This window comes from Paraburkholderia ginsengisoli NBRC 100965 (assembly GCF_000739735.1).
Classification (GTDB): Bacteria; Pseudomonadota; Gammaproteobacteria; order Burkholderiales; family Burkholderiaceae; genus Paraburkholderia; species Paraburkholderia ginsengisoli.
The window spans coordinates 215140-239420 of the sequence record NZ_BBJF01000006.1; the positions used below are offsets into that span (position 1 = coordinate 215140).

Consider the following 24281-nt stretch of genomic DNA (forward strand, 5'->3'; position numbering starts at 1 on the left):
TGGACGGGCGTGCGCCGGGCCCGTCGATTGTTGCCACGGCGCGGCTACACTGTTTCAGCCGCGGCGTCACGCTCCTTGCCGCGCACGCCCCTGAGGTTTGCGACGGTTGCGCCGTGCGCGCAATCATGCGGATCGGATTCATAAACGCAATGCCCGCGCGAGGGCGTCGGACGCGATTGACCCCTGCGAGGGTTCGGTGATTCAATCAGCGGGGCGCGCAGGGACCGCTGCCGTCATGCGATTTTTCGATCGAGACTGTCGAGGACATCGGCTCTGAATCATCCATGATCACCAATGCCACCGCTTGAAACGAGGGATAAAGGCACGCAGCACGCCACCTAAGGAGCGACAAGCATGAGCGTATCGAAACCCGAAGCTCAACCCGGCGCAGGCTCTGCTCCGGCCAAAGGCGGCGTGCCGATCGGTTTGATCGCGAGCGTCGTCGCACTGATCGTCGTTCTGCTGCTGCCTCTACCCGCTACGCTGCCGCCCGCCGGGCATCGCATGCTCGCCATCCTCGCGTTCGCCGTGGTGGTGTGGCTGACCGAGGCCGTGTCGTACGAAGCCAGTGCGATCATCATCACGTCGCTGATCGCGTTTCTCATCGGCACCGCGCCGACCATCAAAGACCCGAGCGTGATCTACGGCACGTCGGCGGGCATCAGCATGGGACTCGCGGGATTCTCGAACTCGGCGCTCGCGCTCGTGACCGGCGCTCTGTTCATCTCCGCGGCCATGACGATCACCGGGCTCGACAAACGCATCGCGTTGGTCACCCTGTCGTTGATCGGCACCACGACGCGGCGCATTCTGATCGGTTCGATCGCCGTGACAATCGTGCTGTCGCTGGTGGTGCCGAGCGCCACGGCGCGCAGCGCCTGCGTCGTGCCGATCATGGTCGGCGTGATCTCGGCATTCGGCGTGGACAAGCGCTCCAATATCGCGGCGGGCATCATGATCGTGGTCGCGCAGGCTACCAGTATCTGGAACGTCGGCATCCTGACCGCCGCCGCGCAGAATCTACTGACGGTCGGCTTCATGGACAAGATGCTCGGCGCGCGCGTCACGTGGCTCGACTGGCTGATCGCCGGCGCGCCTTGGGCGATCATCATGTCGGCCGCGCTGTTGTTCATCGTGCTGAAGATGCTGCCGCCCGAAACCGACAGCATCGCCGGCGGCAAGGAAGCCGTGGCGCGCTCGCTGCGCGAACTCGGTCCGATGACGGGGCCGCAAAAACGGCTGCTCGGCGTCGCGATCGGCCTGCTGTTCTTCTGGGCGACGGAGGGCAAGCTGCATCCGTTCGATACCACCTCCGTCACCTATGTGGGCCTCGTGATCCTGATGCTGCCGCGCGTCGGCGTGATGGACTGGAAGACCGTGCAGAGCCGCATCCCATGGGGGACGGTGATCGTCTTCGGGGTCGGCATCAGTCTCGGCACGGCGTTGCTCACGACCACCGCAGGCCAGTGGCTCGGCGACCTCGTCGCGCATCACACCGGCCTCGATCACGCGAGCGCGTTCACCGCGTTTGCGATTCTGTCGGCGTTCCTGATCGTCATTCATCTGGGTTTCGCCAGCGCCACCGCGTTGACCTCGGCGATGCTGCCGATCCTGATCGCCGTGTTGCAGTCGATGCAAGGAGACTTCAGCCGGCTCGGCATGACGATGCTGCTGGGCTACGTGGTCAGCTTCGGCTTCGTGCTGCCGATCAACGCGCCGCAAAACATGGTGTGCCTCGCCACCGACACGTTCAACGCGCGCCAGTTCGCGCGCGTCGGAATCGTGCTGACAATCTTCGGGTATCTGCTGCTTCTTCTGTTTGCGGCAACCTGGTGGCGTTGGCTTGGGTGGCTGTGAAACGTGTCAAGGACGGGAGACAACGATGGAACGACCAACAGATCAACACGACGACAGCCTCGAACGCTTCGAAGCGCATGGCGCGCCGCCGCTGCCGCCGTCGAACGAAAGCGGCCATGTCGAGCATGACGGTGCCCGCATCTGGTACGAGTCGTTTGGCGACGGTGCACCGGTGATTCTGCTGCACGGCGGCCTGGGGCACAGCGGCAACTGGGGCCGTCAGGTTGGCCCCCTGGTCGAGGCGGGGCATCGCGTGGTCGTGATCGACAGCCGCGGCCACGGCCGCAGCACACGCGACGCACGGCCCTACCGTTACGAGCTGATGGCCTCCGACGTGCTGGCCGTGATGGACGCCTTGCAACTCGACCGGGCCGCGATGGTCGGCTGGAGCGACGGCGCGTGCGTCGCGCTGGTCATGGCCGGCATGGTGCCGGAGCGCGTGGCGGGCGTGTTCTTCTTCGGCTGCAACATGGACCCGAGCGGCACGAAGCCGTTTGTGCCGACACCGGTGATCGACCGTTGCTTCAGCCGGCATCGCAAAGACTACGCACGACTGTCGGCGACGCCGGACGACTTCGACGCGTTTGTCGCCGCCGTGAGCGAAATGATGAGAACGCAGCCCAACTACTCGGCGCACGATCTGGCCGGGATCGGCGTGCCGGTCGCGATCGTGCAGAGCGAACACGACGAGTTCATCAAGCCCGAGCACGCCGATTATCTCGCCCGCCACATTCCCGGCGCGGAGCTGATTTTGCTGCCCGGCGTCAGCCACTTCGCGCCGCTGCAAAGACCGGCGCTATTCAATCGCGTGATGCTCGGATTTCTGCGCCGTGTGCTTTCCTGAGCGGATCGATACGCGTGGCCGGTCCGCTTGCCGCTTGGCCATTTCTCGATGAATCGCGCTGGACGCCGAAATTTCACGATGCGGAACGATGCGTTGCTTCGTAAAAAATCGTGCTGCGTGGCACAAATCCGGCATTTCGCAATGTCGCCCCGCATTGCACATCGCAAAATGTGACGCGTAAATCATTATTTTTAAAGGATATTTTTTATAAAAACGAAGTCCCTCCCCGCCACTTGCGGCGCGGTTCGCTGACGTAGACTCTTTTACAAGAGCAGCGGGTTCAGGCAGTCAGGTTTGGATGGGTCAGAAAAGACGCAATCTGCCCACTAGTCAAATCGACGCATGAAGCCGCTCGGGTACCGCGATTTTCTAATTGGCGTTAATTGGCATTTGGGAGAGACAAAATGAAAGGCTTTCGCTTTAGTTCGACCCAGGGAGCGTTCTACATTCTGCCGGGCCAGGATGGCTGGGAGGCAACCTACGGCAACGATACGCTCGGTGAATTTTCCACCCCGCAACAGGCTGCCGACGATCTCGCGCGCGGCCTGACCTGCCCGCATCTGTCCGAGAGCGACGACACGTCGACGCTGGAAATTCCAGAGAAACTGGCCGATTGGGAAATCGTTCACGTGTGAGGGCGGGCATGACCGCTGGCCACGTGGAAGTAGAAACGGCGATGGCGCTCATGAGCGCCATCGCCGTTTTTGCAGCTTACTTCAGTGCGAACTTCGCAACCTGCGTGGGTACCTGGGCGGGTACCGGCGCGAGCCTTTTATGCAACCGAGTCCACGATCCTGTTCAGCGTCGCGCTCGGGCGCATCGCATTGCTCGTGAGCTCGGCATTCGGACGATAGTAACCGCCGATGTTCACCGGCTTGCCCTGGGCCGCACCCAGTTCTTCGACGATCTTCGCTTCGTTGTCGGCCATGGCCTTCGCCACGCCGGCGAACTGCGCCTGCAGCGCCGCGTCGTCGGTTTGCGCGGCCAATGCTTCGGCCCAGTACATCGCGAGGTAGAAGTGGCTGCCGCGATTGTCGATACCGCCGACCTTGCGCGCCGGCGACTTGTCGTTGTCGAGGAACTTGCCGGTGGCCTGATCGAGCGTCTTCGCCAGAACCTGCGCCTTCGGGTTGTGATACGCGGTGCTCAGGTGTTCGAGCGACGCGGCCAACGCCAGGAATTCACCCAGCGAATCCCAACGCAGGAAGCCTTCTTCGACCAGTTGCTGAACGTGCTTCGGAGCCGAACCGCCGGCGCCCGTTTCGAACATGCCGCCACCTGCCATCAGCGGGACGATCGACAGCATCTTCGCGCTGGTGCCCAGTTCCATGATCGGGAACAGGTCGGTCAGGTAGTCGCGCAGCACGTTGCCGGTGACCGAAATCGTGTCCTTGCCGGCGCGAATACGCTCGATCGAGAACTTCGTCGCTTCGACCGGCGTCATCACGCGGATGTCGAGACCGGTGGTGTCGTGATCCTTCAGGTACTGCTCGACCTTCTTGATGATCTGCGCGTCGTGCGCACGAGCGGCGTCCAGCCAGAACACGGCCGGCGTGTTGGTCGCGCGGGCCCGGTTGACCGCCAGCTTGACCCAGTCCTGCACCGGCGCGTCCTTGGTCTGGCACATGCGCCAGATGTCGCCCGCTTCGACCGGCTGCTCGATCAGCACCGTGCCGGCTGCGTCGGTCACGCGGACCACGCCGTTCGCCGGAATCTGGAACGTCTTGTCGTGTGAGCCGTATTCTTCGGCGGCTTGCGCCATCAGGCCGACGTTCGGCACCGTGCCCATCGTGACCGGATCGAACGCGCCGTGCTTCTTGCAGTCTTCGATTACCGCCTGATAAACGTCCGCGTAGCAACGGTCCGGAATCACGGCCTTCGCGTCGTGCAGTGCGCCGTCGGCGCCCCACATCTTGCCCGACTCGCGAATCATCGCCGGCATCGACGCGTCGACGATCACGTCGCTCGGCACGTGCAGGCTGGTGATGCCCTTGTCCGAATTGACCATCGCCAGTGGCGGGCGCTGTGCGTATTGCGCCTTGATGTCGGCTTCGATCTCCGCGGCCGTTTCAGCCGGCAGATCTTTCAGGCGCGCGTACAGATCGCCGATACCGTTGTTCGGGTTGAAGCCCGCTTTCGCCAGCGCGTCGGCGTGCTTCGTCAGCACGTCCTTGTAAAACACCGACACCACGTGACCGAAGATGATCGGGTCCGAGACCTTCATCATCGTGGCCTTCAGGTGCACCGAGAACAGCACGCCCTTGCTCTTCGCATCGGCGATTTCCGCTTCGATGAAGCTGCGCAGCGCGTTCTTGCTGAGCACCGATGCGTCGATGATCTCGCCCGCCTGCACGGCCGTCTTTTCCTTCAGGACCGTCTTCGTGCCGTCGGCGGCCGTCAGTTCGATCTTCACCGCGCCAGCCGCCGCGATAAGCGCCGACTTCTCGCTACCGTAGAAATCGCCACCGCTCATGTGCGCGACGTGCGACTTCGAGTCCGCGCTCCACGCGCCCATCTTGTGCGGGTGCTTGCGTGCGTAGTTCTTGACCGACAACGGCGCACGACGGTCCGAATTGCCTTCGCGCAACACCGGGTTCACGGCGCTGCCCTTGATCTTGTCGTAGCGGGCCTTGACGTCCTTTTCGGTGTCGGTGGTCGCGACGTCCGGATAAGGCGGCAGCTTGTAGCCCTGATCGCGCAGTTCCGTGATCGCGGCCTTCAGTTGCGGCACCGACGCGCTGATGTTCGGCAGCTTGATGATGTTCGCTTCCGGACGCGTGGTGAGTCCACCCAGTTCCGCCAGATCGTCGGAACCCTTCTGTTCCGCGGTCAGGTAGTCCGGAAATGCGGCAATGATCCGGCCGGCGAGCGAGATGTCGCGCGTTTCAACGATCACGTCGGACGAGCGCGTGAACGCCTTGACGATCGGCAGCAGCGAGTAAGTCGCCAGAGCAGGCGCTTCGTCGGTCAGGGTGTAGATGATCTTCGGCGGTGTGGACATGTTCGGTGCTTGCTAGATGAAGTGATAGACAGAGCGTTTTGGTAGCGCTGCCAGCGAAAGTTGCGACGAAGCGGCAAAACGCAGCGCAACCCATGGCACTACTTTTACGGCCAGACCGTGAGTATATGCGTGTTTTCCTCTATTCGCTGCTAAACAAACATGCCGCGGCACCCTGCCCAACAGGGTCGAGCCCCGCCAGATAAGGCCTGCAGGCGAATACCCCCTCTCTCAAGACAGATGTCTTATAGATGACTCAATATGTCAAATTGTTTGTAAATGCGAATCAGATGCATTAACATTCGATCGCATTCAAGGTTCGGATCATCTGTTTAACAACCACGCGCTCGGACCAACGTCGCCGCGCCGACCTTTTCGGTGCGCGGCGGCGCCACCCTGCCTAACTCAAACAAACATGCAGAAATCGTTTATCGCCGGCCGTCCGGCGTTTGCGCGCGCGCCACGCCGCGCTCCTTCGCTGCTCAGCGCCGGACTTCTGGTCAGCGTGGGCCTGTCACTTTCCACGCTGTCGTCGCCGGGGTGGGCGCAGGCCGCGGCCAGCGACGCCGCCACACTGCCGGCCGTGAGCGTGTCGGCGTCGAAAGACACGACCGTGGCGCAGGCCGATACCGTCAGCGCTGGCGCGCTGGGTTCGCGCAAGCAGGTGGACACGCCGTTCTCCACGCGCGTCGTGACGAGCGAGGAAGCCAAAGATCTGTTCGCGACCACCGCCAACGACCTCTTCAAGTACGACCCGGCCGTGTCGATCAGCAGCGACAACGCGGTCAGCGAAAATTCGATGTTCAACGTGCGCGGCATGCCGATCGACACGCTGAACAGCATCAAGGTGGACGGCCAGACCTTCCCGTCGTGGGACACTGACCTGTCGCTCGAACCGTTCGAGCAGGTCGAATTGCTCAAGGGCCTGTCCGGCTTCATGTACGGCTTCGGCTCGCCGGGCGGCATCGTCAACTATGTGTTGAAGCGTCCCACCGACGACCCGTACCGCAGCATCTCGCTCGGCTACGAGTCGGCCGGCGTGTTCAGCCAGGCGGTCGACCTCGGCGGCCGCTTCGGCAACGACAACCGCTTCGGCTACCGTCTGAACCTCGCCAACGAATACGGCAACACCGCCGAGGAAAACGGCCACGTGAGCCGCCAGGTCGCGTCACTCGCATTCGACTTCCGCATCACGCCAGACCTCGTGTTGAGCGCCGACGCGTTCTACCAGAAGCGCCGAACCGAGGGCACGCTATTCGGCCTGATGTTCGCGGGCGGCATCCCCGATGCGAGCAAGGTCAGCGGTGCGCTCACGCAGCCGCAGAACTACTACATGACCGAGATGGCCTCGTTCGGCACGGGCCTCGACTACCGCATCTCCGACAACTGGCGCGCGAGCGTGAAGTACCGCTTCGCCAAGGAGAACCGCACGAATTCGGACAGCTTCCTGTACGTGTCCGACGACGCGGGCAACTATTCCAATACGCTCTACGCGGCGATGACGCGCTACTTCTATCAGAACGTCGACGCGATGGTGCAGGGCAAATTCAACACCGGCAGCATCAGGCATGAAGTGGTGCTCGGCGCGGGCTATCAGACGCAAACCAGCGAGTACAGCAATAGCGTCGGCTGGAACGAAGGCTACTTCCTCGGCAACGGCAATCTGTACAGCACCACGCTACTGACGAACGACGAAGTCAGCATCGGCTCGGATCTTTACCGCGAGCAGCGCACCACGCAGGCTGCCGTGTACGCAAGCGACACGATGCAGCTCACGTCGCGACTGTCCGCGCTGGTCGGCGTGCGTTATACGCAGTACCGCCAGAACGTGTATGACCCGAGCGGCGCGGTCACGTCGCAATACAGCGCGAACCCGGTCACGCCGACTTTCGCACTGATGTTCAAGACCGATCCGTATTCGACGGTGTACGCGAGTTACGTCGAGTCGCTCGAACAGGGCGGCGCGGCCTCGAACCTGAACCTCAACTACCCCGCGACGTTCGGTCCGCTGCGCAGCAAGCAGTATGAAGTGGGCTTCAAGTCCGACCACAGCAAGTGGGGCGCCAACCTCGCGCTGTTCCGCGTCGACCAGGGCTACAACTACACGAACACCGCGAACATCTTCGTGCAGGACGGCACCAAGCGCTACACCGGTATCGACGCAAGCGGCTGGCTCGCGCTGACCAGCGAATGGCGCGTGATGGGCGGCGTGATGTGGCTCGACACGAAGGCCGTCGATATCGACGATCCGGCCATCGAGGGCAATCGCATTTATGGCGCGCCGCGCTTTACGGTGACGGGCCGCATCGAATACAACCCGGCGTATCTGCGTCCGTTGACGCTCGCGTTCGGCGGCAAGTATGTGGGCAATCAGGCGGTCGACGCGGCCAACACGCAGTTCGTACCGGCCTACACGACGTTCGATCTGAGCGGCCGCTACGAGACGAAGATCGCCGGCAAGGACGTCACGTTCCGCGCGGGCATCAACAATCTCTTCAATCGCCGCTACTGGACCACCGCGTGGGGCTACTACGTGTCGCCGTCGCCGACTCGCACGGCGGTAGCGAGCGCTACTTTGCAATTCTAAGTATTTCGCGTACTGCCTGAACGAGGGGCGCCCGGCTGGGGCGCCCCGATCATCGCCGGTATCTCCTCGACCAGCGCGTCGATCGCGCAACGCGTTTTCAGTGCGAGATAGCGGCTCTTCGGCCACATCACGTGGATCTCCTGTGCGGGCCGGAAGCAGTCCTCCATCACCGTCACCAGCTCCCCGCTTTGCGCGTATCGCGCGAGCAGCCAGCTCGGCAACCACGCGAGACCGAAGCCCGCGAGCGCGGCGTCGAGAATACCCTGCATATCGTCGAAGCCGAGCTGCGGCTCGACCTGCGCGCGGCGGATTTGTCCGTCGACGTCGACCACGTCCCAAGGCTGCGCAGCACCGGCTCGCAGATAAGCGATCACCGCGTGCCCGCGCAATTCATCGACGTTGCGCGGCGTGCCGTGCCGCGCCAGATACGCGGGCGCTGCACCGATGCTCGCGTGCTGCATGCCGAGCTTGCGCGCCGCGAGGCTCGTGCTGTCGGCGAGCGGCCCGACCCGCACCACCAGATCGAAACCCTCTTCCACCACATCGACGAAGCGGTCGCTGATCGAAATGTCGATCTTCAATTGCGGATGCTTGCGCGCGAGTCCCAACAGCACGGGTGCCACGCAATGATGGCCGAAGGCTTGCGGCGCGCTCACGCGCAGACGCCCTTTCGGCTCGCGCCGCCCTGAATCGAGATCGGCTTCGGCCGCTTCGAGTTCGGCCAGCGCGCGCACGCAGCGGTCGTAGTAAGCCTGGCCGTCCTCGGTGAGACTCTGGCTGCGCGTCGTGCGATTGATGAGCCGTACGCCAAGCCGCTTTTCGAGCCGCACGATCACCTTGCCGACCGCGGAGCGCGTCAGGTTCATGCGCTCGGCCGCCAATGCGAAGCTGCCCGTTTCGACGACCCGCACAAACGTCGTCACACCGTCGAGGATGTCGCTCATACATTCGCCTTATTGGTTCCTACCAGGACACATTTATGGGATTTTCGCGTGCCAATGGGGATATGAATTCCCCCTATATTACTCATTCCACGAGGGCCGAGCCCATCGACAGAACGAGGTGAAGATCCATGTCCACTCATCCGCACGCGCCGCGACGCCATGACGAACGCGAAAAGCCCGCCACAACCGCGGTGACAGAACGCGAAACGGCCGGGCAAGAAACACGCAACGCGCAAAGCGCACGCACCGTCGCAAAGCGGGCCACCACCCGTCCTACACGCGTTCTCGACATCCGCAAAAACACGTTGGCGCTGGGCGCGGTATGTCTCGCGTCGCTGATGTTCGGCCTCGAAATCTCCAGCGTGCCGGTGATCCTGCCCACGCTCGAACGCGTGCTGCACGGGGACTTCAAAGGCATGCAGTGGATCATGAACGCGTACACGCTCGCGGTGACGACCGTGCTGATGGCGACCGGCACGTTGGCGGACCGCTTCGGCCGCCGCCGGATTTTCGTCGCGGGCATCGCGCTATTCGGCATTACGTCGTTGATCTGCGGACTGGCGCAGAGCGTGCCGATGTTGATCGTCGCGCGCCTGATGCAAGGTGCGAGCGGCGGAGCGATGCTGATCTGCCAGGTCGCCGTGCTCTCGCATCAGTTCAGCGACGGCCCCGAGCGCGCCCGCGCGTTCAGCGCGTGGGGCATCATCTTCGGCATCGGGCTGGGCTTCGGGCCGATCATCGGCGGGCTGATCGTCGCAGCGTCGAGTTGGCAGTGGGTCTTCTGGGTGCACGCGCTGCTGGCCATCGTGACGTTGGCGCTGGTGTTCGGCGGCGTGCAGGAATCGCGCGATCCGCACGCACACACGCTCGACGTCGCCGGCATCGTCACGCTTTCGCTGGCGGTTTTCGGCCTCGTGTACTTCATCACGCAGGCGTCGGAACTGGGCTTCACGAATCCGCGCGCGCTCTTCATCGTCGTGGCGACCGCGCTCGCCTTCGTGGCCTTTCTCTGTGCGGAGAAACTGAGCGCACGGCCGATGTTCGATTTCTCGGTCTTCAGGATTCCGCAGTTTTCGGGGGCACTGATGGGCTCGGCGGGCATGAACTTCAGCTTCTGGCCATTCATGATCTATCTGCCGATCTACTTCCAGATCGGCCTCGGCTACGACAGCGTCAGCGCCGGTCTCGCGCTGCTCGCATACACGCTACCGACACTGCTGTTCCCGCCGCTCGGCGAACGGCTCGCGCTGCGCTACGGTTCGGGCATCGCGATCCCCCTGGGCCTCGCGACAATCGGCTTCGGCTTCATGCTGATGAAGCTCGGCGGCAGCGTCGCGCATCCAGGCGTGTGGAGCATGCTGCCCGGTTGCATGATCGCCGGCGCGGGTCTCGGGCTCACCAACACGCCCGTCACCAATACCACGACCGCCGCGGTGCCCACGCAGCGAGCGGGCATGGCATCCGGCATCGACATGAGCGCGCGGATGATCACGCTCGCGATCAACATTGCGTTGATGGGCGCGATCCTGGTCGGCGGCATTCTCTACCATCTGAGGGCGAGCTTGCCCGTCACGCTGGACATCGGGCAACTCGGTCGGCTGGCGGAGAAAGTCGCGGCGGGAGATGTCGATGCGATCCGCGCGGGCATTCCGGCGCTCACGCGAATCGATCCATCCGGCAGCATCGTGCATGCTGCGCTGATGCGTGGATTTGGTTGGGTGATGCTTTATGGCGGAGTCGGCGTGTGGGTGCTCGCCGCGTTGAGCTTCGCGATATCGGGAAGCGCTTCGCGAAGGCTGAGCAAGGCGCGCACGTTGCAACCCGCACCGCCTACCGCGCAACACGCCGCACGCTGCGATTCATGCTGAACCGCCGACGCCCGGCGAGCCGCCATACGGACTCGCCGGGCACCGCCGGCGTCGAACAGCAACGGACTTAGCGGCCCAGAAACTCGACAACCATCTGGTTGAACTTGTCCGCATGCTCCCATTGCGCCCAATGACCGCAACGGCTGAAGATATGCATGTCCGCATTCTGCATTCCGGCGACGAGGCGCAGACCCACATCCATCGGCACGAAGCGGTCGTCGCGCCCCCAGATCGCCAGCGTTTGCGCGGACACTTCGCCGAGGCGCGGACCGAAGTCGTTGAACTGCTTCGGATTCGCCGCGAGACTCGCGACGAAATTCTCCAGGTGGTCGCGGCGCGCGAGAATGTTGTCGAGCCGCGCCTTCATCAGATCTTCGGTCAGCGCTTTCGTGTCGAACACGAAGACGTTCATCATGCGCTGCAGGTTCTCGATCGTGGGTTCCCTGTACACGCCTTGCAGCAGCTTGATGCCTTCGGTCGGCATCGGCACGAACTGGCTCGGGCCGCCGGTGCCGCCGCCCATCAATACGAGCTTGCCGACGCGCTTCGGCTCGGCCAGCGCGAACGCGACCGCGCTATGTCCGCCCATCGAGTTGCCGATGATATGCACGCGCTCGATCTTCAGCGCGTCGAGCAGGCTCTTCAGCGAACGCGCGTTGAGTTCGGAGCGCGAGCCCTTGCACACGATCGGATCGCTTTTGCCCCAACCAAGGCAGTCCATCAGGATGACCCGGTAGCCGGCCGCGACGAGCGGCTCGACGTTGCGATTGAAGTTCGCCCAGCCTGTCGCGCCCGGTCCGGAACCGTGCAGCATCACCACCGTTTCCGCGCCCTGTCCCACATCGTTGTAGTGGAGTTGCATGTCGCGCCCGTCTTCCGTGATACGAACGAACTGGCTGGTCGACGCTTCGGTGAATGCCGATGCTTGTGAGCTCATGTTGAATTCCTTTCTGTCACTAGTTGAGTGAGCGCGGACCGCCGTTGATGGCGAGCCCGCACGGGTGATCAGGCTGCGGCCCTATTGCGCGGACTGCGCGGCAGCCGCGGTATAACGAGGCGCCGACTTGCCGACCACGAGCCAGGCCGCGACTGCCGCGACGGCGATCAACGGGATGCTCGCGGCCAACAGCACCGTCGCGCCCTGACCGATCGCGAGCAACTGGCCGGCGATCAACGGCCCGAGAATCGAGCCCATGCGTCCCACCGCGACGGCGGCGCCCACGCCGGTGCCGCGCACTTCTGTCGGATAAAGGCTGCTGGCAAGCGCATACAACACCGACTGCCCGCCGACAAGAAACAGCCCTGCCAGCAAACCGCCCCACGCCATCGACGTGCCGCCGCTCGCGCTCAGCAACGCCGCCAGCGCGACGACGATGCCCAGATACATGCCGCCGACCGTACGGCGACGCCCAATGCGATCCATCAGGCTCGCAATGACGATCGCGCCGATCCCGCCGCCGATGTTGAACATCATCTGCACGACACTCGACTGCACGCGCGTGAGCCCGCGGCTCAATACCAGCGAAGGCAGCCAGTTGATGAGGAAGTACAGCACGATCAGCGTGCCCAGATAGCTGATCCACAACGCGATGGTCGTGCCCGCGCGCCCCTCTTGCCACAACGCGCGCGCAATGCCGCCCGACGGCGCACGCGAAGCGCCCGACGGCGAGCGCGCCGCGACGAACTGCGAGGACTCGCGCAGGAACAGCGCGAGCAGCGGCAGCACCAACAGAGGCCCAATCCCGCCGACGTAAAAGATATGCCGCCAGCCTTCATCGCCCGGACTGACGATGCCGATCACCGCCGCGAGCGCCGCACCGAACGGCATGCCGCAATACATCGCGCCCACCGCCGTGTTGCGCTGATGCGGCCGCGCGGCCTCGGAGCACAACGCGATCAGGTTCGGCATCGCGGCGCCGAGGCCGAGCCCCGTGAGAAAACGCGCCGCCAGCAGGCTGTTGAGGTCCCACACCTGAGTGGTCGCAATCGAGAAGATGCCGAACATCGCGACCGAGAACATCAGCACGCGCTTACGCCCCAGCTTGTCGGCGAGACGTCCGCCGATCGCCGCGCCCGGCAAAAGCCCGAGCGCGCCGATGCTGAACGCCCAGCCCATCTGCGCGACCGCCAGATGAAATTCACGCGCCATGCGCGGCGCGGCGACGCCGGTCGACTGCAAATCCAGCCCCTCCAGCAACGCGACGATGAGACATAGCCCGATGGTCAGGGCACCGCTTTCCGAGGGATTCGTTGATTGCCGCATACAAAAGTCTCCAATGTTGAAATCAGCATCGCTCTCCGGCGATATCGCTGGGGTATCGACCATGCACGGCTCGCACGCGCCGCGGCCGTGCAACGTCACGGTCATCAGGCAACCGCTTCGTTCGCGGATTCGCGCGCGAGATCCAGCGCGACGTCGACGATCATGTCCTCCTGGCCGCCGACCATCCGGCGCCGCCCCAACTCGACGAGGATGTCGACCGTCTTGAGCCCATACTTTTTCGCGGCCACTTCCGCATGGCGCAGGAAGCTCGAATACACGCCTGCATAGCCGAGCGCGAGCGTCTCGCGATCGACGCGCACCGGCCGGTCCTGCAACGGCCGCACGATGTCGTCGGCGGCGTCCATCAGCGTGTACAGATCGGTGCCGTGATTCCAGCCCGCGCGTTCCGCCGCGGCGATGAACACTTCGAGCGGTGCATTGCCCGCACCCGCGCCCATGCCGGCGAGACTCGCGTCGATGCGGTCGCAGCCCTCTTCCACCGCGACCATCGAATTCGCGACGCCGAGCGACAGGTTGTGATGCGCGTGCATGCCAGTGTGCGTTTCGGGTTTCAGCACAGCTTTCAGAGCGCGAAAGCGTGCGCGCACGTCGTTCATCGTCAACGCGCCGCCCGAGTCGACCACGTAGATGCAGGTCGCGCCGTAGCTTTCCATCTTCTTCGCTTCGACCGCGAGGTTTTCCGGCGTGGTCATGTGGCTCATCATCAGGAAGCCGACCGTGTCCATGCCGAGTTCGCGCGCGTATTCGATGTGCTGCTTTGAAATATCCGCCTCGGTGCAATGCGTGGCGACGCGCACGATGCGTGCACCCGCCTGGTGTGCCGCCTTCAGATCGTGAATCGTGCCGATGCCGGGCAGCAGCAGCGTGGCGATCTGCGCGTGCGTGAGCACGTCGGCCACCGCCTCGATCCATTCGAGATCGCTATGCGCGCCGAAGCCGTAGTTGAAGCTCGACCCTTGCAGCCCGTCGCCATGCGCGACTTCGATGCTGTCGACTTTGGCCTTGTCCAGCGCGCGGGCAATGTCCTGCACGTTCTGAATCGAGTACTGATGGCGGATCGCGTGGCTGCCGTCGCGCAGCGTCACGTCGGAGATATACAGTTTCTTGTCCATGCGAAAGTCCCCTTATGCCTGCACGAGCGATTGCGCCATGCGCTCCGCCGTCGCGAGCGCGGCCGAAGTCATGATGTCGAGATTGCCCGCGTATGCAGGCAGGTAATGCGCGGCGCCTTCGACCTCGATGAACACCGAGGTTTTCAAGCCGCTGAATTTGCCGAGGCCCGGAATGTTCAGCGGCGCGCTTGCGCTGATCTCGTCGAACTGCACCTTCTGCTTGAGGCGGTAGCCCGGCACGTACGCGTGCACGGCGGCGGCCATCGCTTCGATCGACGCTTCCACCTTCGCGCGGTCCGCAGCCTCGGACAGCACGTAGACGGTGTCGCGCATCATCACCGGCGGCTCGGCCGGATTGAGCACGATGATCGCCTTGCCTTTCGCCGCGCCGCCGACCACTTCGATCGCCTTCGAGGTCGTCTCGGTGAATTCGTCGATGTTCGCGCGCGTGCCCGGACCGGCCGACTTGCTGCTGATCGCCGCGACGATTTCCGCGTAGTGCACCTTCGCCACGCGCGACACGGCCGCGACCATCGGGATCGTCGCCTGGCCGCCGCACGTGACCATGTTCACGTTGAGCGCGTCGAGCTGCGCGTCGAGGTTGACGACCGGCACGCAGTACGGGCCGATCGCCGCCGGCGTCAGGTCGATCAAACGGATGCCGGGCTTCAACGCGCGCAGGAACGCATCGTTCTTCACATGCGCGCCCGCCGACGTCGCGTCGAACACGAAGTCGATCTCATCGAACACCGGCAGACGCGTCAGCCCTTCGACGCCTTCGTGCGTGGTCGCCACGCCGAGGCGCGCGGCGCGCGCGAGGCCGTCGGAGGCGGCGTCGATACCGACCATCGCCGCCACTTCGAGATGCTTGCCATGACGCAGGATCTTGATCATCAGATCGGTGCCGATATTGCCCGAGCCGATGATCGCGGCCTTGAGTTTTTCGCTTGCCATTTCAGTCCTCAATCGAGTGCTTGCTTATGCGGAAAAAGTCGCGCGGACGCTGCCGAGCCCGCCGATCTGCGCGCTGAAAATGCCCGGTTGCGTGACCGCGACCATCGGGCCGAGCGCACCGGTCATCAACACATCGCCGGCGCGCAACGGTGTGCCGAGCTGGACCATGCGATCCGCGAGCCACACTGCCGCGTTCAACGGATTGCCGAGACACGCGGAGCCGGTGCCGCGCGACAACACTTCGGCATCGTTCGACAGTGTCATCGCGCAGCCCGCCAGATCGACGTCGCGCAACGGCACCGGGCGGCTGCCGAGCACGAAGCGCGCGCTCGACGCGTTGTCCGCGACCGTATCGACGAAGCGGATATTCCAGCCCTCGATGCGGCTGTCGACCACTTCGATCGCCGCGACTGCATAGGCGGTCGCGCGGATCAGATCGGCGTACGTGTGGCGCTCGTGCAGGAGATCGTGCTCGAGCACCAGCGCGATCTCCGCCTCGACCTTCGGCTGGATCAGTTCGCTGAGCGGGATCGGCTGGTTGTCGCCGTACGCCATCGATGCGAACAGCGCGCCGAAATCCGGTTGGTCGACGCCGAGCTGGCGCTGCACGGCCGGCGACGTGAGCCCGATCTTTCGGCCGACGATCCGCTCGCCCGCCGCGACGCGCGCGGCCACATTGAGTTGTTGCACCGCGTAGGCGAGTTGCGTGGCGTCGGCGGCATCGGCCAAAGCGGCGAAGCTCGCGTCGTCGCGCAAGGGCGCGATGGTCCGGCGCGTGCGTTCGGATTCGCGCAGCCGCAGGGCCAGTGCTTCGGCATTGCTGAGGTTGTTCATGTCGATTTCCTCGTTCGATTAGACGTTGGTGCCGACGGGATGCGCGTGCATCGCGCCGAAGCCCGCGATCCACTCGGGGATCGGCCGGTAGTAGTCGAGCGTCGCGCGATACGGGCCGCCCGCGTTCAGCGCACCGAACGCGGCGACCCACGTGCGGATCTCGTGCGCGGACTTGCCGGCGGCACGCGTGATCGCGCTGTCGGTCAAGCCGTCGAGCGCCTTCAGATCGCCGTCTTCGAGCAGCTTCAGAAACGCCCGGTCCCATTCGAGATTGAGCGGATGCAGACGGCTGTCGCCCGCCGTGAACGCGCGCGCCGCCGCGACCGTACGCGCCTGGCGCGCCGCGCGCGATTCGGCCGACGGATTGCGCCCGGCGATCAACCGCTCCGCGACTTCTTCGTTAGCGCCCGCCAGTTCCGGCACCGGCGGCTCGTGCGAGATGCCGCCCGAACCGACCACCAGCACGCGCTTGTCCATCCGCGCGAGCGCGCGGCCCAGCGCGTCGCCGAGCAGGCGCGCACGGCGGCACGAAGCCATCGGCGGCGCCACCGAGTTGATGAACACGGGCACGACCGGATAACGGTCGAGGCTGCCCGTCAACAACTCCAGCGCTTGCGCGCAACCGTGATCGACCTGCATCCGGTACGACACCGCCACGTCGACGTCGCTATCCAGCACGGCTTCCGCGAGTTCGAGCGCGATGTCGGCGGGCACGTCGAGCGGTCCGGCCAGACTCTTGAAGTCGCCGATCGCACTGGCCGCCGCGCCGATACAAAACGGCGGCATCAGGTCATAGAAGAAACCGTTGTAGTGATCCGGTGCGAACACGACGACCAGTTCGGGATCGAACTCGGTCACACGCGCACGCGCCGCCGCGTGAACCTGCGCGACTTCCGCGATCACTTCGGGCGCGGGATCGTAATAGCCCGTGAGCGGCGAGTGCGACAGGCATTCCAGTAACAGCGGCATATCAGGCTCCAGTGGCGACGGCTGCGACGCTGTCGCGCGTCACAGCCGGTTCGTTGACGACAGCGGCGACGCTCTGCCGCCCGGCCGCTTTGAGGTTGAGCTTCGCGGCAAGCTCGACGATGTGCGACGACACCTGCTGCGGCGTGCACATGCCCGCGACGAATCGGTCGGGGCGCAGCAATACGACGGACTCCGGCACGCGCGAGAACCAGTCCTTCATGCGGCCATTCGCGTCGCCGATCGCGATCACGCCGGCGGGGACGTCGTCATGGAAACTGAGTTGCGTATCGGGCTTCGCGACCACGAAGCAGCCACCCAGCCGCTGCCAGATTTCGCGTGCTTCCGGCGTCAGACCGAAAGTCGGATCGGCGCCCCAGCCGAGAATCGCGAAGCGGTTGCCGAGCACGTCGTCCAGACGCACGACGTCGCCCGCCACCGTGCGCACGCGCGGCTGGATGAACATGCGACCCACCGGCGAATGGCAGTGCGGATCACGCCCGTACGCGAGACGGCCGAGGCGCGACTCGCGCTTCTCGCTCATCAGCCCGAGCAGACGTCCCGGCGCCGAATGGCCCGAGCTTTCCAGCACGCGCGCGAGCCAGCCATGCTTGCGCTCGCTGCGTGCGAGCAGCACCACGCCCGTTTCGTAGCGCGGCATCGGCTTGAAACGCATTTCGACGAAGTAGCGCTTGACCGCGGGGAAGAGGTTGAACGTGCGCACGAAAGCGTCACGGAACCTGATACCGAAGCGGCTCGTCGGCGCGAAGATGTCGCCGGCCACTTCGGAGAGATGGATCATCGAGCGGGCATGCGCGCGGCGCTCTGCGGTGTACGTGTCGAGCAGCGCGTCGCCGGCCAGACCCTTGACCACCATCGCGAGTTTCCAGCCGAGGTTGCTCGCGTCGCGAATGCCGCTGTTGTAACCCTGCCCTTGCCACACCGGCATGATGTGCGCGGCGTCGCCGGCCAGCAGCACGCGGTCCACGCGGAAGCGGCTGGCAAGCCGCGCATTGTGCGTATAGACGCGCTTGCGGATGTAGTCGACCTTCTCCGGATCGGCGACGACCTTGCGGATCAGCGCCGCCATGTTCTCCGGCTTCGACAACTCTTCTTCGGTCTCGCCCGGCATCACCATGAATTCGAAGCGGCGGATGCCGTGCGGCAACGCGGCCGACACATACGGCCGCTTCGGATCGCAATGCATGTAGACATGCGGCGAGCCGATCGGATCGTTGCGCACATCGACGACGATCCATTGATTCGGTTTGGTCCGTCCTTCGAACGGCACGTTGAGCACGCGTCGCACGAAGCTGTTGCCGCCGTCCGCGCCGACTAGATACGATGCGCGGATCGTGCGACGGCCGCCCTTCTCGTCTTCGGTTTCGATCGTGACGCCGGTCGGGTCCTGCGCGAATGCGCTGACGCTGTTGCCGAACAACGTCTGGACGTGCGGAAAGCGCCGCAGACCTTCGAACAGCACGCGATCCGCGAGCGGTTGAATGAAAGCGTTGCGGCGCGACCAGCCGAATTCGTCGGTACGCGGTTCGATCGATGCAAAGCAATGGCCTGTGTGCGTGACGAAACGCATCCAGTGATCGGGCGTGGTGTGGGGCAACAGCGCGTCGGCGAGGCCGACCGACTGGAACACGCGCAGCGCTTCGTCGTCGAGGCCGATGGCGCGGGGATAGTCGATAATCTGTTCGAGTTTTTCCAGCAGCACGACGCGCACGCCCTGCAAGCCGAGATAGTTGGCGATCATCAAACCAACCGGACCGGCGCCGACAATCGCCACGTCGGTTTGCAAAGTCTCGGTGTGACCTTGAGCGGCCACCGGATCAAGAGGTGGGGGCATGCTGTCTCCTTTCTCGCGCGCGGCGCAAACCGCTTTCGCTTCAGATAACGAACCGGGTCGAAATAGTCAGGGAGCGCGGCGAGCGGGAACCGCCCGGGGCCGCAGCGAGAAACTCGCGCACGGACAACTGCTTGCGTCTCCATGAATCGTTTGATTTGTTCGCAGTCTAGGACCGCCCACCTGCTCGCTCAACAAATTGTGCAAATTGTGCATAGAATGCACATGGTTGATTTAATTGGAATTTCAGGTGACCAAATACACGAGTGTCAGAGGTCTTTCGCGCGGGCTGCAGGTGTTGCAAGCACTCAACTCGATGGACAGCGGCCGCGCCACGAGCCAGCAGATCAGCGAGCTGACGGGCCTGCATCGCACCACCGCACGGCGGCTGCTGGAGACGCTGATGGAAGAAGGCTTCGTGCGACGCAGCGCATCGGACGACAGTTTCCGGCTGACACTGAAGGTGCGTGCGCTAAGCGAAGGTTTTACGGACGACGAACGAATCGCGACGATCGCGCCGCCGATCATGGGGCGGCTGCTTCAGCGCGTCGCGTGGCCATCGGATCTGACGACGCCGGACGGCGACGCGATGATCATCCGCGAGACGACGCACCGGTTCAGCACGTTGTCGTTTCACCGTTCGATGGTCGGCCGCCGTCTGCCGATTCTGCTCACTGCGGCGGGGCGCGTGTACTTCGCGATGTGTGCGGACGGCGAGCGCGAGGACATTCTCGACCTGCTGCGCTCGGGCGCGGGCGGCGAAGAGCAGAAAGCGCTCGCGTCGAACGACGCGTTAATCCGCAGTCTCGTGCGGCGCGTGCGCACCGACGGATTCGGCTCCAATCATGGCGACTGGTCCGCGCAAAGCAAGATCGGCGCGGTAGCCGTCGCGATCAAGTCCGAGCAGCGCGTGCTGGCCAGTTTGAACGTCGTGTTTTTGTCGCGCGCGGTCACGCTCGCGGAAGCCAAACGGCGCTTCGTGCCTGAGCTTCAGACGGCGGCGCGGGAGATGATCGAGGGATTGGAGGCGCAAGCGTCCACGGGCGGCAAAGGGAAATCACGCGGGGGGCGGGAGCGGAAGTCGTGAGGCCTCTGCAAGCGTGCGCGGCGCGCGATCCAAGCGGGCGAAGCGATGCGAATCTGGTACGACCAGTGGCCGCGCTGTCTGTCCTCGCCGAGGTCCGCTAAGACAGCAACGCGTGCTCCACAACGAGGCCGACGCATCGATGCTTCGAGCAAGGCAACCAGAGAGGCGGACCGCGCCCGGCGAAGTTTGCGGCGCGTTTTGCGGGGGCTTCGCGCTGTTACGTGTGACTCGGGCGTTACGTAGCACGCGGCCGGAACACAATCGCGCGGGCCTCCGGCACTAGCCATTTTCTCCGCGTTAAGTTTTCGTTATTCAAGATTCACTCGTTTGATATTTTTTCATTTGCATTTTTCATGCAATAAATCATATTGGCGTACGACTTGCTTTGATGACCTCACCATAGTCGTTCAACGGGGACATCATGCAGAAATTCGCCGGTCGGACAGCCATCGCTGTTGCGACGTCTACACTACTCGCCCTCTACGGTTGCGGATCGTCACTCAATACCCCGGGCTCCGGGGTTAGCGGAGGCGGGCTGTCGGGTGCGATCGGGACTTCGGGCACTTCGGGCACTTCGGGTACTTCGGGGACTTCGGGGACTTCGGGGACTTCGGGGACTTCGGGGACTTCGGGGACTTCAGGGACTTCAGGGACTTCAGGGACTTCAGGGACTTCAGGGACTTCAGGGACTTCGGGTACTTCGGGTACTTCGGGTACTTCGGGTACTTCGGGTACTTCGGGTACTTCGGGTACTTCAGGTACTTCAGGTACTTCGGGTACTTCGGGTACGTCCGGTACCTCTTCCACCCCCGTCGGCAACATCGTCACCCAAGCCAGCAATCTCATCACCGCTGTCGGCACGACCGTCGCGGATACCGGCACGAAGGTCACCGGCACATCGATCCCCGGCGTCAACGGCGCGACGACCAGCAACCTCGGCGCGGCTGTCACCGACCTCGGCAACGGCGTGAAGACGCTCGGCGATGGCGCGGCAGCCGGTCTCGGCGCCTTGGGCAGTTCGGCCAATCCGCTCGACCCGACGCTGACGTCCACCTCGGGTCTCGTCAAGGACGCAGGCTCCGCGGTCAAATCGGTCGGCGCCGTCGTGTCGAGTCTCGGCAGCGGACCACTCGCCCCGCTCGCGCCGGTGACGACGCCGCTGGGCGGCGTCGTCCACGACGTCGGCGCGGGTGTCACCGCCGTCGGCTCCGGCCTGAACAAGGCACTCAGCAGCGCGCCGGTTCAGCAGATCGAAACGCAGCTTAGTTCGGCGATCAACCCGATCACCCTCGCCGTCTCCAACACGACGCAAACGGTCGGCAACGTCACCGGGCTCGGCGCGCCGGTTAACAACCTGCTCAGCGCGCTCGGCAACGGACTCAACGCGGCCGGGACGAAGGTATCGAACGCCACCGGCGATCAGGTCGGCAAGGACGTCGGCGGCATCGTGAGCCAGTTGGGCAAGACCGTCACCAGCACGGGCGGCTTGCTCACCGGCGCGACCACCAATCCGCTTGCGCCGATCACTGGTCTGCTCGGCGGCCTTGGCGGCGGCACGAGCGGCGGCACGAGCGGCAGCGCCGTGTCGATTCCGCCGCTGACTGGACTGCTCGGGAATCTCGGCTCGCTGGGCGGCATCGGCGGCATCGGCGGGACGGGTGGGACGGGCGCAACGGGCGGTGTCGGCGGTCCGCTTGCGCCGCTGACTGGACTGCTCGGCAAGGTCGGTTCGTTGGGCGGCACGAACGCTACGGGCGGCCCGCTCGCGCCGGTGGCCAACCTGGCCGGCTCGCTGACGGTCACCGTGGCCGGCGGCGTCAGCGCGGGCGCCCCCACCAGCACCGGTACGTCGCAAAGCGGCAGCGCAGCGGCCAACCCGCTGGCGGGTCTCCTCGGCGGCCTGACCGGCGGCACGGCCAGCGGTTCGGGCAACAGCTCGACTAGCAAGAATCCGCTCACGCCGGTAACGAACCTTGTCGGCGGATTGCTCGGCGGCGGAGCGGCGGCCGGCAAGTAAAGCATCACGCAAGCGTTACTTCAGTTCAGCGGCCGGGCCTCAAAAAATCAACAGCCCGGCCGCTTCTATGTCATGACAACGAGGATGACATGAACTCCACTTTCGATACCGTCGCGCGCGTGCATGATCCGCGGCCGCGTTCCGCGACGCCATTTTCGATCGGGTTGCTCGGCATTGCCGCCGGCCTGTTCACGCTCTGGCTGTTGCGCGACGCCACCGCGATCGATGGTGCGGCGCGCAGCACCGTCGCGTGTCTCGCGATCATCGCGACCATCGCCGTGTACGAACTGTTCGTCGCGCGCGTCTATCTGCGCCCAAGCGCCGGCCTTGCGAGCCGCGCGATGCGGCCGCTGAGCATCGCGCGCGTCGCCATGCGACTCGCCGCGCTGGCGTCCGTATATGCGGGCATCGGTCTGCTCTACTGGCTGCTGCCCGAATATCACGGCGCGTTCTACAAACCGTTCTGGACTTTGCTCCGCACGCTCGCGCCCTGCGTGTTCATCGCCGCGCCATTCTACTTTGCATGGATGGACCGGCATCAGCGCGAAGTCGACGACGCGTACCTTCTCTGGGCGCGGCTGCTGTTTCGCGGCGAGCGTCCGGCGAATTGGCGCCCCGTCCGTGGACTGATGGCCGGCTGGATGGTGAAGGCGTTCTTCCTGCCGCTGATGATCGTTTATCTGTCGACCAACGCGGACCATCTCAACGCGTCGCTGACGAGCGCACTGAACGCGCCGTTTTCGCTCGCGACGTTCCGCTTCATGTACGACCTGTCGTTCGCGATGGACTTGATGTTCGGTACGGTCGGCTATCTGTGCACGTTGCGCATTCTCGACAGCCACGTGCGCAGTGCGGAACCGACGACGCTTGGCTGGCTGGTCGCGATCATCTGCTATCAGCCGTTCTGGTCGCTGATCTCAAGCCAGTACATCCACTATGAAGGCTCGGTGTTCTGGGACGGCTGGCTTAGTTCGCTACCTGTGGTGCGGATCATCTGGGGTGCGGTCATCGTCGCGCTGCTGCTGTGCTATGCGCTTGCGACGATCTCATTCGGCTTGCGGTTTTCTAACCTGACCAATCGCGGGATCATCACATCCGGGCCTTATCGTTTCACCAAACATCCCGCGTACATCGCAAAGAATCTGTCGTACTGGATGATCACCGTGCCGTTTATCGAACCGCTGGGCTTCCATGTGGCGACCATGCATTGCGCGTCGCTCGTCGTTGTGAATCTACTCTATTTCATTCGCGCCAAAACAGAAGAAAGACATTTGATGAACGATCCGGAGTATCGGGCTTACGCCGAATGGATTGCAAGAAATGGGATGTTTGCGAAGATCTCGCGGGTGGTTGGGTAAGAGCTTGGCTTGGGTCGGAAGAGCAACCACACCTGCCGGCGTAGCGAGAACATACTTGCCGGACTCCGCCAGAGAACTCACCGGCTCCCCCAATCGATGCTTCATGTACTGAATGAAGACCGACGCCTCCGCTTTACGCCTCGATTTCCGATCGCGTGTTACGTAGCGTCAACGCCATGTAACATTGCCCGCAAATTCGCAGACCGGGGCGCGCGCGCAATCGAAAGTCGGTCAAGTTGACCGAAGCAGAAGTCCGTGTGGGGCAATCATAGAAAGGCCGACAGGAGAGATGTTTTGCATTGAAGCGCAGTGCGCTATCAGCATTTGACCAGGCGAAAAAGTTTGACTAGTATCCGCTCCAGCGCAGCACGTAACGACTGCGCATTCCCACAAGTCACTCAAGGCAGCCGATGCTTCAACTTCCTCTGTCCGACGCGGATTGGGCCCGCGTCCAGTGCCTTTTCCCAGAACCTCCTTCTACGCGAGGGCGGCCCCGTCGCAGCGATCGCGAGATTCTCAATGCGATCCTCTGGTTGCAACAAAGAAAAGAGAAGTGGCATAGATTGCCGGCAACGTTCCCTCCGCAGCAGACCTGCTATCTCCGCTACATGATGTGGAAAAAGACGGGCGTGCTGGAACAGGTGAATGAGCTTCTTCCTGCAGAAGATCTGGAGTGTTCCAGCGCCTGATTCAAACAATGAAATTTACTTTGGATACCG

General features: G+C 63.8%; 18 protein-coding genes. 9 read left to right on the top strand and 9 right to left on the bottom strand.

Annotation, left to right across the window (positions count from 1 at the left end):
* The first annotated feature begins 354 nt into the window (after nucleotides 1-354).
* The 3 genes from BGI01S_RS13945 (at nucleotide 355) to BGI01S_RS13955 (ending at nucleotide 3336) form a co-directional block, all read left to right on the top strand.
* Complete coding sequence (locus tag BGI01S_RS13945; RefSeq protein WP_042326351.1) at nucleotides 355-1857, top strand: DASS family sodium-coupled anion symporter; 1503 nt, start codon at nucleotides 355-357, stop codon at nucleotides 1855-1857.
* A gap of 25 nt (nucleotides 1858-1882) precedes the next feature.
* Nucleotides 1883-2701: an alpha/beta fold hydrolase gene (locus BGI01S_RS13950; RefSeq protein WP_042326352.1), complete on the top strand. Its 819-nt coding sequence runs from the start codon at nucleotides 1883-1885 to the stop codon at nucleotides 2699-2701.
* A 404-nt stretch (nucleotides 2702-3105) separates the two neighbouring features.
* Complete coding sequence (locus BGI01S_RS13955; protein WP_042326353.1) at nucleotides 3106-3336, top strand: hypothetical protein; 231 nt, start codon at nucleotides 3106-3108, stop codon at nucleotides 3334-3336.
* A gap of 137 nt (nucleotides 3337-3473) precedes the next feature.
* Here BGI01S_RS13955 and BGI01S_RS13960 read toward each other — a convergent pair whose 3' ends face one another.
* Nucleotides 3474-5702 carry an NADP-dependent isocitrate dehydrogenase gene (locus tag BGI01S_RS13960; protein WP_042326354.1) on the bottom strand — a complete coding sequence of 743 codons (2229 nt, stop codon included), beginning with the start codon at nucleotides 5700-5702 and terminating at the stop codon, nucleotides 3474-3476.
* Between the two features lie 412 nt (nucleotides 5703-6114).
* Between BGI01S_RS13960 and BGI01S_RS13965 the strand changes: the two genes are divergently transcribed.
* Nucleotides 6115-8286 (top strand): TonB-dependent siderophore receptor, encoded by a 2172-nt coding sequence (locus tag BGI01S_RS13965; RefSeq protein ID WP_042326355.1) that lies wholly within the window; start codon nucleotides 6115-6117, stop codon nucleotides 8284-8286.
* On the opposite strand, the gene BGI01S_RS13970 is transcribed toward BGI01S_RS13965, so the two are convergent.
* The gene (locus BGI01S_RS13970) at nucleotides 8283-9230 is read right to left on the bottom strand and encodes a LysR family transcriptional regulator (RefSeq protein ID WP_042326356.1); all 948 of its coding nucleotides are present in this window, start codon (nucleotides 9228-9230) and stop codon (nucleotides 8283-8285) included. The two genes, BGI01S_RS13965 and BGI01S_RS13970, sit on opposite strands and share 4 nt — an antisense overlap.
* Before the next feature lie 128 nt (nucleotides 9231-9358).
* Between BGI01S_RS13970 and BGI01S_RS13975 the strand changes: the two genes are divergently transcribed.
* On the top strand, nucleotides 9359-11098 hold the full coding sequence (locus BGI01S_RS13975) for an MFS transporter (RefSeq protein WP_084585367.1): 1740 nt from the start codon (nucleotides 9359-9361) through the stop codon (nucleotides 11096-11098).
* A gap of 67 nt (nucleotides 11099-11165) precedes the next feature.
* Here BGI01S_RS13975 and BGI01S_RS13980 read toward each other — a convergent pair whose 3' ends face one another.
* The 7 genes from BGI01S_RS13980 to BGI01S_RS14010 all read right to left on the bottom strand — a co-directional run bounded on the left by BGI01S_RS13980 (nucleotide 11166) and on the right by BGI01S_RS14010 (nucleotide 19103).
* A complete protein-coding gene (locus BGI01S_RS13980) occupies nucleotides 11166-12035 on the bottom strand; it encodes an alpha/beta fold hydrolase (RefSeq protein ID WP_042326357.1) in 870 nt (289 codons plus the stop codon).
* Between the two features lie 81 nt (nucleotides 12036-12116).
* The gene (gene mhpT, locus BGI01S_RS13985) at nucleotides 12117-13361 is read right to left on the bottom strand and encodes a 3-(3-hydroxy-phenyl)propionate transporter MhpT (protein WP_042326812.1); all 1245 of its coding nucleotides are present in this window, start codon (nucleotides 13359-13361) and stop codon (nucleotides 12117-12119) included.
* A 104-nt stretch (nucleotides 13362-13465) separates the two neighbouring features.
* Nucleotides 13466-14494 carry a 4-hydroxy-2-oxovalerate aldolase gene (gene dmpG / locus BGI01S_RS13990; RefSeq protein ID WP_042326358.1) on the bottom strand — a complete coding sequence of 343 codons (1029 nt, stop codon included), beginning with the start codon at nucleotides 14492-14494 and terminating at the stop codon, nucleotides 13466-13468.
* A gap of 12 nt (nucleotides 14495-14506) precedes the next feature.
* A complete protein-coding gene (locus tag BGI01S_RS13995) occupies nucleotides 14507-15448 on the bottom strand; it encodes an acetaldehyde dehydrogenase (acetylating) (protein ID WP_042326359.1) in 942 nt (313 codons plus the stop codon).
* 24 nt (nucleotides 15449-15472) lie between these two features.
* Nucleotides 15473-16282 carry a 2-keto-4-pentenoate hydratase gene (locus tag BGI01S_RS14000; protein WP_042326360.1) on the bottom strand — a complete coding sequence of 270 codons (810 nt, stop codon included), beginning with the start codon at nucleotides 16280-16282 and terminating at the stop codon, nucleotides 15473-15475.
* Nucleotides 16283-16300: 18 nt separating this feature from the next.
* Complete coding sequence (locus BGI01S_RS14005) at nucleotides 16301-17251, bottom strand: 3-carboxyethylcatechol 2,3-dioxygenase (protein WP_042326361.1); 951 nt, start codon at nucleotides 17249-17251, stop codon at nucleotides 16301-16303.
* Nucleotide 17252: 1 nt separating this feature from the next.
* Complete coding sequence (locus BGI01S_RS14010; protein ID WP_042326362.1) at nucleotides 17253-19103, bottom strand: bifunctional 3-(3-hydroxy-phenyl)propionate/3-hydroxycinnamic acid hydroxylase; 1851 nt, start codon at nucleotides 19101-19103, stop codon at nucleotides 17253-17255.
* 247 nt (nucleotides 19104-19350) lie between these two features.
* Between BGI01S_RS14010 and BGI01S_RS14015 the strand changes: the two genes are divergently transcribed.
* The 4 genes from BGI01S_RS14015 (at nucleotide 19351) to BGI01S_RS29575 (ending at nucleotide 24251) form a co-directional block, all read left to right on the top strand.
* The gene (locus tag BGI01S_RS14015) at nucleotides 19351-20187 is read left to right on the top strand and encodes a DNA-binding transcriptional regulator (protein WP_042326813.1); all 837 of its coding nucleotides are present in this window, start codon (nucleotides 19351-19353) and stop codon (nucleotides 20185-20187) included.
* Between the two features lie 421 nt (nucleotides 20188-20608).
* Nucleotides 20609-22204, top strand: a complete 1596-nt coding sequence (locus tag BGI01S_RS14020) for a collagen-like triple helix repeat-containing protein (RefSeq protein WP_084585368.1) — start codon at nucleotides 20609-20611, stop codon at nucleotides 22202-22204.
* Nucleotides 22205-22293: 89 nt separating this feature from the next.
* The gene (locus BGI01S_RS14025) at nucleotides 22294-23562 is read left to right on the top strand and encodes an isoprenylcysteine carboxylmethyltransferase family protein (protein ID WP_042326363.1); all 1269 of its coding nucleotides are present in this window, start codon (nucleotides 22294-22296) and stop codon (nucleotides 23560-23562) included.
* 410 nt (nucleotides 23563-23972) lie between these two features.
* Nucleotides 23973-24251, top strand: coding sequence for a transposase (locus BGI01S_RS29575; RefSeq protein WP_157004171.1), 279 nt, complete (start codon nucleotides 23973-23975; stop codon nucleotides 24249-24251).
* Nucleotides 24252-24281 lie beyond the last annotated feature (30 nt).